Source organism: Sphingobacterium tabacisoli, from assembly GCF_017908035.1.
Lineage (GTDB): Bacteria > Bacteroidota > Bacteroidia > Sphingobacteriales > Sphingobacteriaceae > Sphingobacterium > Sphingobacterium tabacisoli.
Genome location: NZ_JAEQMU010000009.1, coordinates 109,233 through 127,115, shown reverse-complemented (window position 1 = coordinate 127,115; position 17,883 = coordinate 109,233). Strand labels below are relative to the sequence as shown.

Annotated in this window: 13 protein-coding genes; 4 read left to right on the top strand and 9 right to left on the bottom strand. The window is 37.6% G+C overall.

What is annotated here, in order from left to right:
* The first annotated feature begins 100 nt into the window (after positions 1 to 100).
* Positions 101 to 895: a segregation and condensation protein A gene (locus JKG64_RS22095; protein WP_394370183.1), complete on the top strand. Its 795-nt coding sequence runs from the start codon at positions 101 to 103 to the stop codon at positions 893 to 895.
* On the opposite strand, the gene JKG64_RS22090 is transcribed toward JKG64_RS22095, so the two are convergent.
* The 3 genes from JKG64_RS22090 to JKG64_RS22080 are packed head-to-tail and all read right to left on the bottom strand — an operon-like array spanning position 892 to position 3,581.
* Complete coding sequence (locus JKG64_RS22090) at positions 892 to 1,599, bottom strand: enoyl-CoA hydratase/isomerase family protein (protein ID WP_210356437.1); 708 nt, start codon at positions 1,597 to 1,599, stop codon at positions 892 to 894. The two genes, JKG64_RS22095 and JKG64_RS22090, sit on opposite strands and share 4 nt — an antisense overlap.
* A complete protein-coding gene (locus JKG64_RS22085; RefSeq protein WP_210356436.1) occupies positions 1,586 to 2,440 on the bottom strand; it encodes a beta/alpha barrel domain-containing protein in 855 nt (284 codons plus the stop codon). The genes JKG64_RS22090 and JKG64_RS22085 overlap by 14 nt, the downstream gene beginning before the upstream one ends.
* Positions 2,430 to 3,581: an acyl-CoA dehydrogenase family protein gene (locus tag JKG64_RS22080; RefSeq protein ID WP_021069594.1), complete on the bottom strand. Its 1,152-nt coding sequence runs from the start codon at positions 3,579 to 3,581 to the stop codon at positions 2,430 to 2,432. The genes JKG64_RS22085 and JKG64_RS22080 overlap by 11 nt, the downstream gene beginning before the upstream one ends.
* 137 nt (positions 3,582 to 3,718) lie before the next feature.
* Between JKG64_RS22080 and JKG64_RS22075 the strand changes: the two genes are divergently transcribed.
* Complete coding sequence (locus JKG64_RS22075; protein WP_210356435.1) at positions 3,719 to 5,326, top strand: acyl-CoA carboxylase subunit beta; 1,608 nt, start codon at positions 3,719 to 3,721, stop codon at positions 5,324 to 5,326.
* Positions 5,327 to 5,375: 49 nt separating this feature from the next.
* Here the strand turns inward: JKG64_RS22075 and JKG64_RS22070 are convergent, their stop codons facing one another.
* From JKG64_RS22070 to nadA, 3 genes are all read right to left on the bottom strand, one after another.
* The gene (locus JKG64_RS22070) at positions 5,376 to 7,286 is read right to left on the bottom strand and encodes an acetoacetate--CoA ligase (RefSeq protein WP_210356434.1); all 1,911 of its coding nucleotides are present in this window, start codon (positions 7,284 to 7,286) and stop codon (positions 5,376 to 5,378) included.
* Between the two features lie 118 nt (positions 7,287 to 7,404).
* The gene (gene thiL, locus JKG64_RS22065) at positions 7,405 to 8,445 is read right to left on the bottom strand and encodes a thiamine-phosphate kinase (protein WP_021069597.1); all 1,041 of its coding nucleotides are present in this window, start codon (positions 8,443 to 8,445) and stop codon (positions 7,405 to 7,407) included.
* A gap of 31 nt (positions 8,446 to 8,476) precedes the next feature.
* The gene (nadA, locus tag JKG64_RS22060) at positions 8,477 to 9,475 is read right to left on the bottom strand and encodes a quinolinate synthase NadA (protein ID WP_021069598.1); all 999 of its coding nucleotides are present in this window, start codon (positions 9,473 to 9,475) and stop codon (positions 8,477 to 8,479) included.
* Positions 9,476 to 9,956: 481 nt separating this feature from the next.
* Here nadA and nadB point away from each other — a divergent pair, with 481 nt between their 5' ends.
* A complete protein-coding gene (gene nadB, locus JKG64_RS22055; RefSeq protein ID WP_021069599.1) occupies positions 9,957 to 11,549 on the top strand; it encodes an L-aspartate oxidase in 1,593 nt (530 codons plus the stop codon).
* Positions 11,550 to 11,552: 3 nt separating this feature from the next.
* On the top strand, positions 11,553 to 12,062 hold the full coding sequence (locus tag JKG64_RS22050; RefSeq protein WP_210356433.1) for a gamma carbonic anhydrase family protein: 510 nt from the start codon (positions 11,553 to 11,555) through the stop codon (positions 12,060 to 12,062).
* Positions 12,063 to 12,089: 27 nt separating this feature from the next.
* On the opposite strand, the gene JKG64_RS22045 is transcribed toward JKG64_RS22050, so the two are convergent.
* The 3 genes from JKG64_RS22045 to JKG64_RS22035 all read right to left on the bottom strand — a co-directional run bounded on the left by JKG64_RS22045 (position 12,090) and on the right by JKG64_RS22035 (position 17,630).
* Entirely contained in the window at positions 12,090 to 13,646 is a 1,557-nt protein-coding gene (locus JKG64_RS22045; RefSeq protein WP_246512763.1) for an Ig-like domain-containing protein, read from the bottom strand.
* A gap of 199 nt (positions 13,647 to 13,845) precedes the next feature.
* Entirely contained in the window at positions 13,846 to 15,705 is a 1,860-nt protein-coding gene (gene mnmG / locus JKG64_RS22040) for a tRNA uridine-5-carboxymethylaminomethyl(34) synthesis enzyme MnmG (protein WP_210356431.1), read from the bottom strand.
* 62 nt (positions 15,706 to 15,767) lie between these two features.
* Positions 15,768 to 17,630: an ABC-F family ATP-binding cassette domain-containing protein gene (locus JKG64_RS22035; RefSeq protein ID WP_210356430.1), complete on the bottom strand. Its 1,863-nt coding sequence runs from the start codon at positions 17,628 to 17,630 to the stop codon at positions 15,768 to 15,770.
* Positions 17,631 to 17,883: the final 253 nt, after the last annotated feature.

Below are 17,883 nucleotides of genomic sequence, written 5' to 3'. Positions count from 1 at the left end.
CCATAAACTATCTACAATTATTTAGAGAATTAGTTTTGTCCGTTAAATATACCAGAGATGTTTTTCTAAAACATAAATATTAACTTTCAAATGTCTATTTTTGAGATTGTATATGGATGCTACAAACTACGAAATAAAACTGGAACAATTTGAAGGTCCTTTTGACCTTTTATTGTTCTTTATCGAACGCGATGAACTGAACATCCACGATATCCCTATTTCTAGAATTACAGATGACTTTTTGGATTATATCCAGAAGATGCAGTCCTTAAATATAGAATTAGCTTCCGAATTTATTTTTGTTGCCTCGACACTGATGCGCATCAAGGCAAAAATGTTACTTCCCCGTCCTGATTTAGATGGAAACGAAAATGAAGTAGATCTAAAAGAACAACTTGTTCAGAAACTTATCCTCTATAAACAATTCAAGGATGTCTGCGAATCGTTAAAAGTTTTGGAAACGGACCGCGAAAAATTACACCATCGCGCCAATATTGCCTATGATCTAAAACACACCCAGCGACAGACTACCGAAGAAGAACTCGCATCTTTCGATTTATATAAACTGATGATGGTATATGAAAAAATGATGTTTCATTTTACCCACAGGGTAATGCCTGTTACACATACCGTTGTCAAATTCCCTTATACAATCGAACAGCAAAAGAAAGCCATAGCTGAACTCATTGAGCTGAATAAGAAACTGGATTTCCAACATATCCTCAAGCACTCAGAGAATAGAGTACAGTTTGTTTTCAATTTCTTAGCTATATTAGAAATGTTGCAACAAAAACTATTAGAGATAGAGATTGGAGCAGGGTATAATAGCTTTTCTATAGAAAAGAAAGATCCAAATGCTATCGATCAAGTCATTGAAGAGGCAGATGCTAATTAGCCTCTCTTCAGATTATCCAATACCTCTTTCAGATAGGTAAACTGATCTTTTGCCGGAATTGATTTTATAGCTCGTAAGGACTTTATACCTTCTTTCAGAGCACGAACAGATTTATTTTCGAAGCTTCCTATTAATACATCTAATTCTTTCCTATCCAGAATACCATCCACAAGCCCTAGATTTCGAGCCCGTTCAAAATCAAAATACCCTGTATCCAGACATAACTGTAATACCTGTTTTTCGGACATGATCTTCAATAAACTAGCCATCACCTGAAACGGAAATATACCAAGGTCCAACTCTGGTAATCTAAACTTGACATCCGGAGTAGCAAATACATAAGTACAGCCCAAGGCGATCAAAAAACCTCCCGCTATTACATTTCCTTCCACAATAGCTATCGAAGGTTTATACAACCTCTCAAATACCTCGCCCAAGGATATATTTTCATTTATAATGGTGGGATTTACTTCATCCTGTCCTGCATCTTCAAAAGTCTTTAAATCCATCCCTGCACAAAAAACAGGTCCTTCAGCTTCGATGAGTACCACTTTAATAGCATCATCTCCATTAACTCTTTGAAATACATGATTTATCTCATTGACCATAGTAGGAGTAAACGCATTTCGCTTCTCCGGTCGGGCCAATACTACTTTACATATATGACGATCTATTTCAACTTTGATATATTTATATAACTCCATGTGTAATCATAGTTTGAAATGCATCCATAAGTTTTACATGCTGCTCTAGGTTTCCCTTTTCGAATCTATCCAACAATAATTCCATCGGAATATTACCTACCAGATCATCCTTTGCAAATGGACATCCACCATACCCTAAAAATGCCCCCTCAAAACGTCTACATCCAGCATTATATCCTGCTTCAACCTTTAATAACGCCTCTTCAACCCGTGCATGCAAATGAAGGCTTAAATCAACATTGGAGAATTCTTTTGCAACTAGCCTATACAAACTAGAAATAGCATCTGCAGAAGCTTCCGAAGTCGTATCAGCTATAGAAAAACGTTTTATTCCTAGATTTGCTAGACGATCCATCCATTCTATAACTAAATCTTCATGCCATAGATCGCCATAAGGATTTCCAAATGCCATAGAGATATAGACCACAAGTTCCTGCTTATTCCCTTGTATCAGGTCACATATCCCTTTCACGCGCTCAAAAGACTCGTCAACAGAAGAGTTAGCATTGCGTTGCTGAAATGTTTCCGAAATAGAAAATGGATATCCCAAGTAATCAATCTTCTCCAATACAGAAGCCGCTTGTGCCCCCCTTTCATTCGCTACTATTGCCAACAACTTCGTCTTTCCCTTTTCCAATCCCTCCAATACTTCAACCGTATCCGCCAGTTGGGGTACAGCCTTTGGCGAGACAAAGCTTCCAAAATCAATATAGTCGAATAGTCCGGAAGCTAACAACTCATTGATATAGGTGATCTTTTTTTCCGTAGGAATAAAACCACCTATACCTTGTATTGCATCTCTAGGACATTCTATAAGTTGTATTTCTGAACTATTTAACATCTTTTCTTATTTCGCGTGCGATTACCATTTTCTGTATTGCACTAGTTCCTTCACCTATTGTACATAACTTGGCATCGCGGAAGAACTTTTCAGCAGGAAAATCCTTTGTAAATCCATAGCCACCATGTATCTGTACGGATTCATTACTAGCCTCGACAGCTACTTCTGATGCATAGAGCTTAGCCATAGCACCTTCTTTCGTCACTTTTTGATTCGTATCTTTCAAATAACCAGCCTGTCTGATTAATAGCTCCGAAGCTTCAATCTTGGTTGCCATATCGGCTAATTTAAATGAAACATCCTGAAAATCAAATATTTTCTGATTAAACTGTTCCCGCTCATTCGAATATTGCAACGCACATTCGTAAGCACCCCGCGCAATTCCCAAAGACAAGGCGGCGATAGAAATACGACCTCCATCCAGTAGTTTTAGTGCCTGTACAAAACCATTACCGACTTCTCCTATTACCTGATCTTTGTGAACTCTACAATTATCAAAGAATAAACTAGCTGTCTCCGATGCCCGCATTCCCAATTTATCGATCTTCTTACCTGCAGTAAATCCAGGTGTTCCTTTTTCAATAATAAAAGCCGTCATCCCATGTTTATCCCCCTTCTCACCCGTACGGACAATAACTACGGCTACATCTGCGCTTATTGCATGCGTAATAAAAATTTTAGAACCATTTATTACCCAATAATCACCATCTTGAACAGCCACAGTTGTCATTCCTCCTGCATCAGATCCCGATCCAGTTTCTGTCAGCCCCCAGGCACCGATCCATTCGGCAGTAGCTAATTTTGGTAAATATTTTTCCTTTTGTTCCTCACTCGCAAAGGATAGAATATGATTTGTACACAACGAATTATGAGCAGCTACAGAAAGACCTATAGAACCACATACCTTAGATATTTCATCCAATATAGTTATGTATTCCTGATAAGTAAGTCCCGCTCCATGATATTTTTCCGGAACCAAAATTCCCATGAAACCATAATCACCCATTTTTTTAAAAAGCTCTACAGGAAAATATTGCTTTTCATCCCACTCCATCACAAAAGGTTTGATGTGCGTTTTTGCAAATTCACGTGCGCTCTCACGTATCATTACCATTTGCTCGGTATCCTTCGCATTATACATAATGAAATTTTACTTATGTTTATATTCAGTTTATAATTATTATTACAAATATCAAAAAAAACAAATAATATTTTACGATATTTATAAAAATAATTCAAACGACCTTTTGTAAATATTAAATTAATAATCCATAACATATGGAAAACCTTCTTGAAATACTAAAAGAAAAAACCGAAAAACTTTACTTAGGAGGCGGTTTAGACAAAATTCAAAAACACAAGGAAAAAGGAAAACTTACCGCTTGGGAACGTATAAAATACTTACTGGATCCCAATAGCCCTTATACAGAAATAGGAGCTTTTGCAGGAGAGAATATGTATCCCAATGATGGGGGCTGCCCGAACGGAGGTGTAGTCATTGTCATGGGCTACGTACAAAAAAGATTATGCATTATTGTTTCCAATGATGCTACCGTAAAAGCAGGGGCATGGTTTCCGATTACAGGAAAAAAGAACCTAAGAGCACAAGAGATCGCAATGGAAAACCACCTGCCTATTATTTATTTAGTGGACTCAGCAGGCGTATATCTTCCTATGCAAGATGAAATATTTCCAGACAAAGAACATTTCGGTCGAATTTTCAGAAACAACGCAAAGATTTCTGCTATGGGTATTCCACAGATATCTGCCATTATGGGGTCCTGCGTGGCCGGTGGTGCTTATTTACCTATTATGTCAGACTATGCACTTATCGTAGAGGGCACAGGCTCTGTTTTTCTAGCCGGTTCTTACCTTGTTAGATCTTCAATAGGCGAAGTAATCGATAACGAAAGTCTGGGAGGTGCCACTACACATTCTGAAATATCAGGCGTAACAGATAATAAATATCCAAATGATGAAAGCTGTTTAGATGCCATCAAAAATATAGTGGATAAGTTTGGGGATACACCCAAAGCAGGATTTTCAAGAATAGAATCCCAATTACCTTTGTTACCTACAGATGCCGTCTATAAAAATCTTCCCGAAGACAGACTCAAGCCCTATAATATGCTTCAGTTACTAGATTCTATAGTAGATAAAGATTCCCTTGAAGAATATAAAAAAGATTATGGCAAGACCATAATCTGTGCCTTAGCCCGGATAGATGGCTGGGCAGTAGGTATAGTTGCCAATCAAAGAGAAGTCGTTAAAGCGAAGAAACCGGGAGGTACCCAAGAAATGCAGATGGGAGGGGTCATCTATTCGGATTCTGCAGATAAATCGGCTAGATTCATCATGAACTGCAATCAGCAGAAGGTTCCTTTAGTTTTCTTCCAGGATGTAACAGGATTTATGGTAGGTTCCAGATCGGAACAGGGAGGAATCATAAAAGATGGAGCAAAGATGGTAAATGCAATGGCCAACTCCGTGGTACCAAAATTTACCTTCGTAATCGGAAATAGTTATGGGGCAGGCAACTATGCGATGTGTGGTAAAGCCTATGACCCAAGATTGATATACGCCTGGCCAACTGCCCAAATGGCTGTTATGAGTGGCGCTTCAGCAGGTAAAACGCTACTACAGATTCAGGAAGCAACCTTAAAAGGGAAGGGCGTACAGCTATCTGAAAATGAAAAAAATAAATTACTTTCCGAAATAGAGCAAAAATATAATGAACAGTTAAGTCCCTATTACGCGGCTGCTCGACTTTGGGTAGATGGTGTTATAGATCCTAAAGAAACCAGAAAAATTATCAGCATGGGCATTGAGGCAGCAAACCACAATCCCGACATACCAAAATATAATGTAGGTGTTATACAGACCTAATAAAATAGGCTATTAAGGGTTGAAAATCAACCCTTAATAGCCTAACAATCTAAATAGAATTATAAATAGAAACATATCCAGCTAGAGATTCTGGATTACGCATAATATCCGTAGAAACAACTTTAGCAACCTCTGTTCCCGAAAAAATCTTTTTGATAGGAAGCTCTAGTTTTTTACCGCTCAGTGTATAAGGAATATCAGAAACAGGGTAAATGAAATCCGGCACATGTCTTGGACTATACTGTCCCCTCAGTGTTCGTTTTATCATATCCTTTAGATCCTCGTTAAAATCGCTTTTATCTTCTGTCTGTACAAATAGCAACATCGACGAAGAGCCATTATCATAGTCTATACAGACTACCAAACTGTCCTTTATCTGTGGTAGACTATTTACTGCATTATAGATTTCCGCAGTACCTATACGCACACCACCTCGATTCAAAGTAGCATCCGATCTACCGTAGATTATTACACCTTCATCATTTATTTTTATCCAATCGCCATGGCTCCATACTAACGGAAAATGATCAAAATAACTCTCATGATATTTCCTATTTTCCGTATCGTTCCAAAAATAAAGTGGCATGGAGGGCATAGGTTTGCGGATTACCAATTCACCTACCTCATCATATACAGCTTTCCCTTGATCATTAAAAGCCACAATATCAGCTCCTAGTGCTCGGCACTGTAACATCCCGGCATATACTGGTAGCGTCGGACTACCCGATAAAAAAGCCGAACAAACATCCGTACCTCCGCTCAAGGAAACAATATGTACATCCGGAAATTTACCTTGCAAATCTTCAAACGTAGCTATTGGCAACGGTGATCCCGTAGAGCCAATAACCTTCGGTGTATAATCAGCTATCTCTATTCCCTCTAATGAAGTAAAATAAACCGCTCCGGCTCCAAGATGATCTACTTGCGCTCTTTTCAAAAATGTCCAAAAAGTAAGGTGTTTATTATGGTTAATAATACCATCAAACAAGCAAAGGGTAGCGCCACATAAGAGCGACGACAATGCATAGTTCCACATCATCCAACCTGTTGTTGTGTACCAAAGAAAATTTTCTCCGTCCTGTACATTTTGATGTAATACTAAAGCTTTAAAATGCTCCAGAAGATTTCCTCCCGTACTATGGGTAATAGCTTTTGGCTTACCTGTTGTACCAGAAGAATATAGTATCCAAATTGGATGCGAGAAAGGGACACGTACAAAAGTTAATTGCTTTGGCACATAATCGAATATAATTTTCTTCCAATCATCTTCATATACCTGTACGATAGCTGCGAGATCCACGAGATCCGATTTCAGCCGCTCCAATGTTTCCAACTTAGAAAACACCCTTTCGTTATATTGGTAGGAAGTCTCTATAAATAATACCTTTGGCTTTATTTGGGTAAATCGTTCTGAAATACTCACATCCCCAAAGTCAGGAGAGCAACATGACCATATAGCACCTAACGAATTCACAGCTAGAAAGATAGCAATAGACTCGATCGTGTTATTTAAGACAGCGGCGACACGATCACCTTTTTCCACACCTTTTTCCACAAGAAATTGTTGAATTCGGCTGACCATTTCTGCCAGTTCTTTCCACGAGACTTCCTCATATCCGATAGATTCGCTAGCAAATTTAAGAGCGGGTCTTTCCGTAGTAGTTTGTTTGAAAATATGCTCTGCATAGCTCAATTCTATACCATCAAACCACTGTGTACCAATGAAATCAGAAGCACTATCATCCCAGGATAATCCTTTCTCATAAGTACCTGAATACGATATGTTAAAGTAGAAAAGTAAACTGGACCAAAACTCCTCTAAATTGTCAATTGACCATTGATGCAGTTCATGATAAGAAGAAAATTTTCTTCCTTTATCCGATTCTAAAAACTGTTGGTAATGGAAAAGTCCAGATTTACTGATATAATCGGACGATGGTGTCCATAAAGCTTTGCTCATATTGTTTATTTTCGGCTATTATAATTGCAAAATTAGCAATTTAAGCAACAAAATAAACAACAATAGTATATATATCGTAATCTAAAGGTCCTATTTTTTACTATTTCTTTAAAACAAACTATTTATTGAAAGCATTCCATCCTTGAGCTTTTATTTCGTGTACATGTCCTGACTTCGATATCATACCACATCCTGCTGCTGCTTCCGTTACATACCCTATAACAGAAATATCCAATTGCCCTTTTATTTTATCGTAGTCAGATTGTGGAACTGTAAATAGAAGTTCATAATCTTCACCACCACTCAACGCGCATACTGTAGGATCCAATCCAAATTCTCGAGCAGTCTCATAAGTCATTGGATCAATAGGGATTTTATCCTCGTACAGTTTACATCCCACATTTGAGGCTTTACAAATGTGCAATATTTCTGAAGCCAATCCATCCGACACATCGATCATAGCATGAGGTTTCACGTGCAACGCATCCAATAATTGAACGACGTCTTTGCGGGCTTCAGGTTTCAACTGCCGCTCGATAATATAATCCTTTCCCTCCAGGTCGGGCTGAATGTTAGGATTTTCCAAATAAATCTGTTTTTCACGCTCTAACAATTGTAATCCCACATAAGCCCCACCTAAATCACCCGATACACAGATTAAGTCTCCTTCTTTAGCACCTGATCGATAAGCTATTTCACTTTCCTCCGCATAACCAATACTGGTTACTGAAATCACCAATCCCTGTGCCGAAGCAGAAGTGTCACCACCAATCAAGTCAACGTTAAATTTCTTACAAGCTATCAAGGCACCTTCATAAATTTCTTCAACCGCTTCCAACGGAAATTTTGAAGACAATCCGATGGAAAACGTAATCTGAGAAGCCATACCGTTCATGGCATAAATATCGCTCAAATTTACTTGTACAGCTTTATATCCCAAGTGTTTTAGCGGAACATAACGCAAATCGAAATGAATTCCTTCGAGCAAAAGATCAGTGGAAATCAGCGTTTTCTTATTCGCAAAGTCCAATACAGCAGCGTCATCCCCGATTCCTTTCACGGTTGAAGACTCTGTTAATTCCACAGCTTGTGTCAGATGATCGATTAAACCGAATTCTCCTAACTCACTAATATTTGTTTTATCTATATTATCAAACATATTTTTGCTCGTATTTTCTATTATTTATCTATTATAATCCCAATTGAGCTGATATTTCCAACATCCGTTCGATAGGTTTTTGAGCTCTAGCAATCACATCTTCCGGCAGCATAATCTCAGGTTGCTCATAATAAAGACAATTGTACAATTTCTCCAATGTATTTAGCTTCATGTGTGGACAGTCATTACAGGCACATGCATTATTTGGCGGAGCCGGAATAAACTTTTTATCTGGACTAGCCTTTTGCATCTGATGTAAAATTCCCGATTCTGTCGCTACAATATACGTTTGACTGGCATCTTCGATTGTAAATTTTAACATTCCTGACGTAGATCCGATATAATCAGCTTGACTCAGAATATGTTCTTCACATTCTGGATGGGCTATAAATTTAGCTCCAGGATTTTCGTCACGCAATCTTTCTATCTTTTCCTGAGAAAAAATTTCATGTACCATACATGCGCCATTCCATAAAACCAAATCCCTACCTGTTTTTTTCTTTACATAGTCGCCCAAATTCTTATCAGGGCCAAAAATAATCTTTTGGTCACGTGGCAAACTCTCTACAATCTGTACAGCATTACTTGATGTACATACAATATCCGATAGCGCCTTCAATTCAGCTGTACAATTCACATAAGTAATCACCAGATGATCTGGATATTGTTCTTTAAATTTCGCAAACAAATGTGGAGGACAACTATCCGATAGAGAACACCCTGCTTTCAAATCCGGTAAAAGTACTTTTTTACTGGGGGACAGTATTTTAGCTGTCTCAGCCATAAAGTGAACACCTGCAAATACAATCACATCGGCATCTGTCTTAGCCGCTTGTTGTGACAATCCTAAGCTATCCCCAATATAATCTGCTAAATCCTGTATTTCAGACTCTTGGTAATAATGAGCTAGAATAACAGCATTCTTTTCTTTCTTCAATCGCTTTATTTCATCGACCAAATCAATACTAGGATCAATAGCAACATCGATAAAGCCTTTGGCTTCTAAGTCTCTCTCAAAAGTAATATTCATCTCTCTTCTTTATTTGTCAATCATTGGAACCAAATCAACATCACAAAAGTAAACAAAGAAATTCAAACGAAATCCACATTCCTTTTTTTCAATAATTAATAATCTATTTTATATAAATCAATCTTATTGTTTATTAGTCTGTGGAAAATGGGGATAAGTGAGGTAAATTTTATTTTATTTTTGAGATAGTGCTGTTTTATCCACAAGTTATCCACAGGATCTATTGAGATATCGCTTGATTTTCAATCGAGTAATTTTTATGCTTTTATTTTTTCCATATTCAGATGTGAATTGATTTATGTTTACAATTTGTTAATATCTGCTTCATATTTGTAGAATTATTGAGGTCAGGATGTGTGTATTTATAGGCGATTGTGGAATAATAAAAAGTTTTACAATTTAATTCACTATTTGTTTACACGTTTTCCACATATTTTGTTAATTTGTTAACGTATAAAGGTTCTAGATTTAAGTTTTTAATATGTCGGAGAGAAAAGTTGACTTTTTAATAGTAGGCTCGGGTATTGCAGGGTTGAGTTTTGCGTTGAAAGCAGCTAAGTTAGGTAAAGTATTGATAGTCACTAAGTCTAATGAAGATGAGTCCAATACAAAGTACGCTCAAGGAGGCGTAGCAGTCGTTACAGATCATACAGATAGCTTCGAAAAACATATACAGGATACCCTGATTGCAGGGGATGGACTTTGTAATCCACAGGTTGTGGAAAACGTGATCAAAGAGGGGCCTGCCCGTATAGAAGAGCTGATAGCTTATGGGACTTCGTTTGACAGAGAAGATTCAGGTAGTTACGATTTAGCGAAAGAAGGAGGTCATTCTGCGCATAGAATCCTTCATTATAAGGATATTACGGGCTATGAGATTGAACGTGCGTTACTTGAGAAGATTCATCAGGAACCGAATATAGAGATTCTAACGCATTATTTTGCGGTAGATCTCATTACACAGCATCATTTAGGAAAACATGTGGATAAGAAGTCTACAGACACCGCTTGCTACGGTATTTACGCTTTCAACACTTTTACTAACAATGTGGAAAAGTTCCTCGCAAAGGTCACTTTGATGGCTACAGGAGGAGCTGGGCATGTGTATTCGAGTACGACAAATCCAACTATTGCTACCGGAGATGGTATTGCTATGGTATATAGGGCCAAAGGAAAGGTTAGGAACATGGAGTTTATACAGTTTCATCCGACAGCTTTATACAACCCGAGTGAATACCCTGCTTTTTTAATTTCTGAGGCCGTGCGCGGTTTTGGAGGTATTTTAAGGAGATGCAATGGCGAATCCTTTATGGAGGAGTATGACGAGCGTGGTTCGCTTGCTCCAAGAGATATAGTCGCTCGGGCTATAGATAGCGAGATGAAGCGATCTGGGCTAGATTTTGTTTATTTAGATATTACGCATCGCAATAAGGCCGATTTGCTTTCTCATTTTCCAAATATCTATGAGAAGTGCCTTTCGATCGGATTGGATATGACCAAGGATTTTATACCTGTTACTCCAGCAGCTCATTATTTGTGTGGAGGCATACTTGTAGACGAGTTTGGTGCTAGTTCAATAGCCAACCTGTACGCTTGTGGAGAATGTGCATCTACAGGTCTTCATGGAGCTAATAGGTTGGCTTCCAATTCTTTATTAGAAGCTGCTGTGTATGCGCATCGCATATTTTTGGATGCAGAAGCCAAGTTTGCCTCCCTGACTTATCAAGAATCAGTTCCGGATTGGGACGATTCGAATACCAAACTATCTAATGAAGATATTTTGGTAACTCACAATTTGCGTGAGACACAAAAATTTATGAGTGATTACGTAGGTATTGTTCGTTCCGATTTTCGTCTTGATCGAGCTATGCGTCGTTTAGGGTTATTGCATGAAGAAACTGAATCTTTTTATAAAAGGACGCGTTTATCTGTTAAACTTTGTGAGCTTCGGAATGTTATACAAGTGGCTTATTTGGTGGTCAAATCGGCCATGAATAGAAAAGAGAGTAGGGGATTACATTTTACAACAGATTATCTTCAACATGCAGAGCAGTTGGAAGATACAATTTTATAGATTATGGCTACAATTCTCCCAGTTAAAGAGAGCTTTCCATTTATAGGTGATGATACCTATCTTGCGCCTAATTGTACAATCGTGGGTGATGTAACAGTTGGAAACCACTGTTCCGTTTGGTTTAATGCGGTAGTACGTGGTGACGTAAATTATATTAAAATAGGAGATTATTCCAATATTCAGGATAATGTAACTATTCACGGTACCTACGAACGAAATGGAACCGATATAGGTACTTACGTTAATATAGGACATAATGCAATAGTCCACGGTTGTACCATAGATAGTCACGTACTTATTGGTATGGGAGCTATTGTAATGGACAGAGCGCATATACAAAGCAATGTAATCATTGCAGCAGGCGCAGTAGTTTTAGAAAATATGATCTGTGAATCAGGCTTTCTTTATGCTGGTGTTCCGGCAAAGAAAGTCAAGCCATTGACAGAAGACCAACTGTCTCTATTGCAGAATCTTCCACACAATTACGTGATGTACGCCTCTTGGTTTAAATGATAAAGACGCTGCTCTAAAAACTGATTTTTATTCAAATTGTAGCACTATATTTTCATTTTGCTCCCAATTCGCACGTATTGTAAACGGTTTGTCTAAGTACCAGATCGGTTCAGCCTGTATTTTATTATAGACGTCAGCACCATCCCATCGTTGGTTTTTATTTAGGTCCTTTATGACACGCAATATGTATTTTCCTCCTGGATACTTTACGTAAGCAACTTCATTCACATTGACAACTATTCTACTGTCAAATATTTTTTCCCTTTTTTCGTCGGTAAGCTGTACTATATATTGGATATCAGGCTCTATTCCGCTTATTTTGAATTTAATATCACCATAGTTCTCTGATTCGTCCAAAGTAAATTTAGTTTTAAACTCTTTGTTAAAATCATCAAATGGGCTTAATATGGCCTTTTCTTCTAATACCAATTCATAGTTTTTATTGGCTTTCCAATTGTAGCGTATATGGTATAAATTCTGGTTAAGACTATCCTGTTGCAGTTGAAAGTTACGTCTTGACGTACTATCTTCCATCAGGATTACTTTAGCTTTATCTATATTTTTAATCGGGAAGAGACTCGTTATGGTAAGATGTTTAATCTTGTCGACCTTATTCCCTATGTTAATAACAGGCTCTATAAATCGTTCGTATTTTTCATTTTTTGATCTTCGTAAGAGTATTGTATCCAGTATTTTATCTTTATCACTCAGCTCGAATTTAATGGAATCAAAGTCCACATTTCTTAGAAATACGAAAGAAGAATCATTGTAATTCGAGAATCGGATTTGTTGATCAGCGATAGCTATATTAGGTTCCATTATCCGGAGGCGAGCTGAATCAATAGGCTGATTAAAGGTGAACAGTATTCTACTATTTTTTTCAATTTTCTTTTCAATCGTTCTGAATTTGGTCGGTTTCCCTACAGAGTATTCTATTTTAATATTTTCTACATTTTTATCGAGCACTATGCTATCTCCTATAAAACCAATGGCTTCTTCCGGATTATTGTAAATCCTGTCGTTGTTTTGCTCTTTTAATGCATATATTCGATAGGTGTCCTCTCTCAAGTTTCTAAAAGTGAAATTTCCTGAAGAATCCACTATGGTAAATATGTTAGCTTTTCGTTTACCAAATATAGAATCCTGTCGGGTAGGGATGAGCAGTACCTTTACATCTTTATCTATTTTTTCATCAAATACTTTAGTATAGGCATTTTTTACCGATCCTGTTATTTTTAAAGAGTCAAGTTCAGGACCTGTCGAAAAAACATAGGTATAGTTTACAATAGGATTCCCTTCATTATAATCTACCAGACCTTTACCGAAGTTGATGGTATAGGTTGTATTCTTTTCCAGTGAATCGGGGAGAAGTATATGTAGGTTTTTTTTCTTCACTTTATATTCAGGTTGCTTGTCCACGTCTGGTGATATGCTGAATTCTTTAAACTGATTGTTCAGTTTGATATATTCATCCATTGTCAGAACGATTTCTTTAGCAGTGAAATTTCTAGTAAAGTTTGCTGGCGACTCGTTTAATATTTTTGGTGGAAGCGAATCTTTTGGTCCGCCGGTAGGACGCTGCATGTTTGCACATCGAAAAAAAGTGAGCGATATAAGAGATATAAAGCCTATTATTATCAATTTTTGAATTAAACGTATTTTAAGGCGTTTTGACGCAATATTATCTTTAGTGGACTCTAGTATCATAAAATTATAGATAATCTCTTATATCGCTTTATTTTAAGTCTATTTTATATTATATAACCTGTTGATATATAATCAATTAACTCATGTGAACCATTAAAACGCTAATATCAGAAGGTGATACCCCAGATATTCGTGAAGCTTGTCCAAGTGTTCGAGGTTTTACCTTGAGTAACTTTTCGCGTGCTTCTATCGATAGCGAAGTTAATGAAGAATAGTCAAAATTAGGATTAATTTCTTTATCCTCCATTTTTTTCATCTTATTTACGATCTCTATTTCTTTTTCGAAGTAGCTATCGTATTTTACTTTTATTTCTGCCTGCTCGATTGTTTCCTTATCGTATTGTTGCAACAGTACGTCGAAGTCTGTATTTGCTTCTGCTAGGTGTTGGATATTAATTTGTGGACGTGTAAGTACAGCAAACATTTTACTTTTCTGATTCAGCGGACTAGAATTTTCTCGCGTTAATATTCCATTCATTTCTTCTGGACTTACAGCAGCTTGTTTCATATAGTTGACGAGCTTATCGGAGTTGTCTATTTTCTCCTGTACTTTCTGTAGTCTTTCGTCAGATACGAGTCCTAGTTTATGTGCGATAGGAGTGAGCCTGATGTCCGCGTTATCTTGTCTCAGTAGTAAACGGTGTTCAGCTCTGGAGGTAAACATACGGTACGGCTCTTCCGTACCTTTTGTTACTAGGTCATCTATTAGTACACCTATATAGGATTCTGATCTTTTTAGAATAAGTTCATGCAGATCATTTATCTTTTGGTGCGCATTTACTCCTGCTACAAAACCTTGCGCTCCGGCTTCTTCGTAACCTGTTGTTCCGTTTATTTGACCTGCGAAGAATAGATTTTTTACCTTCAATGTTTCTAGGGTTAGATCCAGTTGCATAGGAGGGAAGTAGTCGTATTCTATTGCATATCCAGGTCTGTACATTTTTGCATTTTCAAAACCAGGTATAAGTCGTAATGCTTTTTGCTGTACATCCTCCGGTAGTGAAGTTGAAAAACCGTTTACATATATCTCAACAGTTTGAAATCCTTCTGGCTCTACGAAGATTTGGTGCCTATCTCGTTCAGCAAATCTATTTATTTTATCTTCTATGGATGGACAGTATCTTGGTCCTAGGCCTTTGATTCGACCAGTAAACATTGGAGATTTTTCAAATCCGGTTTTGAGTATTTCGTGTACTTTGTCGTTCGTGTAGGTTATCCAGCAGCAACGTTGTTCTGTAGGTAATGGAACATCTGTAAAAGAGAATCGTCCTTTTTCTTCATCACCCCATTGTTCTTCCATGAGTGCATAGTTTAAACTTCTTCCGTCTATGCGTGGGGGAGTTCCTGTTTTCATTCTCCCTGATTCGAATCCTAGTGAAACCAGTTGTTCTGTCAGTCCTGTTGCAGATTTTTCGCCGGTACGGCCACCACCAAATTTCTTGTCACCAATATGTATCAGACCATTTAAGAAAGTTCCATTTGTTAGTATGACAGCGTCGGCTTCTATACGTATACCTAGCGAAGTTATCACACCTTTAGCAGTGCCATTTTCTACAATTACTTCTTTGACCGTATCCTGCCACATATCCAGATTTGGAATAGCTTCGAGTTGTAATCTCCATTCCTCTGCAAAACGCATACGGTCATTTTGGGTTCTTGGACTCCACATCGCTGGTCCTTTGGATTTGTTGAGCATTCGGAATTGAATCGTGGACTTGTCAGCGATGATACCCGTGTATCCACCCATCGCATCTATTTCTCTTACGATTTGGCCTTTTGCTACTCCACCTATTGCAGGATTGCAACTCATTTGAGCTATCACCCCCATATTCATCGTGATTAACAGGGTAGAGGACCCGAGATTTGCTGCTGCTGCTGCTGCTTCACAACCTGCGTGGCCAGCGCCAACAACTATTACGTTATATTTATTAAACATATTAATTAGTGATGTTTCACGTGGAACAGGTGTTTGTTTTTTTATGTTCCACGTGAAACAGTTTAAATGTATTCTGATAATTCTATCCAGCGATCTGATTTTTTATCGAGTTCTTTTTGTAAGTTTTGTATCTCGTTTGATATTTCAGTTAACGCTTCGTGTTCTGTGGTGTTGTTTAGTAAATCTGTTTTTTCGATTATACTTTTTTCTAAGACTTCTATTTCTTTTTCTATTGTGTTGTATTCAAATTGCTCTTTGAAACTAAGTTTCTTTTTATTGCTTTGACTTGTAGTAGTAGGGGAGTCTTTAGGGGTTTTATCTGTAGATTTTTCTTCTTTTAATTTTAACTCTTGCTCTGCTTTATAGTCTGCGTAGTTTCCATTGTATATGGTTACGTCTCCAGCTCCATCAAAGATAAAGAGTTGCTCTGTGAGTTTATCTATTAAGTATCTATCGTGCGATACCAATATTAATATTCCAGGATAGTTGATTAGGAAATCTTCCAGTACATTTAAGGTGTCTATATCTAGGTCGTTGGAAGGTTCATCTAGTATTAAGAAATTAGGGTTGGCCATGAGTACACGCATCAACTGCAGACGTTTCTTTTCTCCACCACTCAATTTACTTACCATTCCGAATTGTTTTTCTGGAGGAAAGAGAAAAAGAGTTAGTAGTTGGGAGGCTGTTAGCGTATCTCCGTTAGCCATTTTTATATATTCCGCTACATTCTTTACTATATCTAGTACACGGTCTCCACTATCGAAATTTAATCCACCCTGTCTGTAGTATCCGAATTTGGTTGTTTCTCCGATATCTACAGTCCCTGCGTCAGGAGGGAGGGTTCCCGTTAGTAAATTTAGAAAGGTACTTTTTCCTGTGCCATTCTTGCCAGCTAGCCCAATTCTATCTCCTTTTTTAAATATATAGGAGAAGTTGTCTATAAATGTATGTCCATCAAATGATTTGGAGACATTGTTTAATTCAAGTATTTTCGATCCTTGACGGGATACTTTAACGCTGAGCTCTACTTTGTCATGTGCTCTAGGTCCCTTTGATTTCTCTTCTAAAGCATAGTAGGCATCTATTCGTGATTTTGATTTGGTGCCTCGAGCTTGGGGTTGTCTACGCATCCATTCGAGTTCTCTCCTTAATAGATTGCGTGCTTTTTCGGCCTGTATGGCATCGTTATATTCTCTTTCTGCTTTCTTTTCTAAGAAGTAGGCATAGTTTCCTTTATATAGGTGCACTTTAGCTTTATCCAGTTCACGTATCTCTGTACAGATATTATCTAAAAAGTATCTGTCGTGAGAAACTGTAAGAACAGTTTTCTGACCTGTTGTTAGCAGTTTTTCTAGCCATTCGATAGTTTCAATATCCAAATGGTTGGTCGGCTCGTCCAATATATATACATCAGGTTCGTCGATAAGAAGCTTGGCTAGGGATAGTCTTTTCTTCTGTCCTCCAGAAAGGCTATCTATCTTTTGGTCAAAATTCGAAATCTGTAACCTGTTTAAAATAGTTTTTATATTGTATTCATACTCCCAGGCATTGAGTGCTGTCAATTGGTCGGTGATCATTGCCAGCTTGTGTTCGTCTACAGTAGGAGAGTCTATAAGTTCTTCATACTGTTTGATCAATTGCTGTTGCTCGTTGTCTGCACTGTAAATAAAGTCATTGATTGTGTTCAAACCTGAAAAATCAGGTTCTTGAGGCAAATACCCTATTCGGATTCCTTTTTCTTTTACAATTTTGCCTTCCTCTGGAGGAAAGACTTCTGCCAGTAATTTTAATAAAGTAGATTTGCCTGTCCCATTTATTCCGACCAGAGCTATGCGATCGCCTTTTTGCAAGCCAAAATGCAACTCTTTAAATAACCATTTGTCATTAAAAGAGTGACCAACTTGTTCTGTACTGAGTATACTCACGTTTTCCTAATTATTTTATTATCGTACTATAAAAAATCTACTATCTGAATCGGACTGTTCTTGGGATCCTTTATGAAAAGTCGTGGCCCAGTACGCCGGATGATTATTAGATTAAGTTGTAATCATTTAGTAATCAATAGTTTGTAATTTACTTAGGGAAGCTGAATTTGCTTTACCTATAACTTTGGATTACAGCATTATAGTCTTTCGACTGTAGGCATATCTATCCAAGCACAAAAGTAAGCAAATTATC

What these genes read in the sequence shown, in the direction of transcription:
- JKG64_RS22090 (WP_210356437.1), bottom strand. Translation starts at nt 1,599, where the DNA reads ATGGAGTTATATAAATATATCAAAGTTGAAATAGATCGTCATATATGT.
- JKG64_RS22085 (WP_210356436.1), bottom strand. Translation starts at nt 2,440, where the DNA reads ATGTTAAATAGTTCAGAAATACAACTTATAGAATGTCCTAGAGATGCA.
- JKG64_RS22080 (WP_021069594.1), bottom strand. Translation starts at nt 3,581, where the DNA reads ATGTATAATGCGAAGGATACCGAGCAAATGGTAATGATACGTGAGAGC.
- JKG64_RS22075 (WP_210356435.1), top strand. Translation starts at nt 3,719, where the DNA reads ATGGAAAACCTTCTTGAAATACTAAAAGAAAAAACCGAAAAACTTTAC.
- JKG64_RS22070 (WP_210356434.1), bottom strand. Translation starts at nt 7,286, where the DNA reads ATGAGCAAAGCTTTATGGACACCATCGTCCGATTATATCAGTAAATCT.
- thiL (WP_021069597.1), bottom strand. Translation starts at nt 8,445, where the DNA reads ATGTTTGATAATATAGATAAAACAAATATTAGTGAGTTAGGAGAATTC.
- nadA (WP_021069598.1), bottom strand. Translation starts at nt 9,475, where the DNA reads ATGAATATTACTTTTGAGAGAGACTTAGAAGCCAAAGGCTTTATCGAT.
- nadB (WP_021069599.1), top strand. Translation starts at nt 9,957, where the DNA reads ATGTCGGAGAGAAAAGTTGACTTTTTAATAGTAGGCTCGGGTATTGCA.
- JKG64_RS22050 (WP_210356433.1), top strand. Translation starts at nt 11,553, where the DNA reads ATGGCTACAATTCTCCCAGTTAAAGAGAGCTTTCCATTTATAGGTGAT.
- JKG64_RS22045 (WP_246512763.1), bottom strand. Translation starts at nt 13,646, where the DNA reads ATGCAGCGTCCTACCGGCGGACCAAAAGATTCGCTTCCACCAAAAATA.
- mnmG (WP_210356431.1), bottom strand. Translation starts at nt 15,705, where the DNA reads ATGTTTAATAAATATAACGTAATAGTTGTTGGCGCTGGCCACGCAGGT.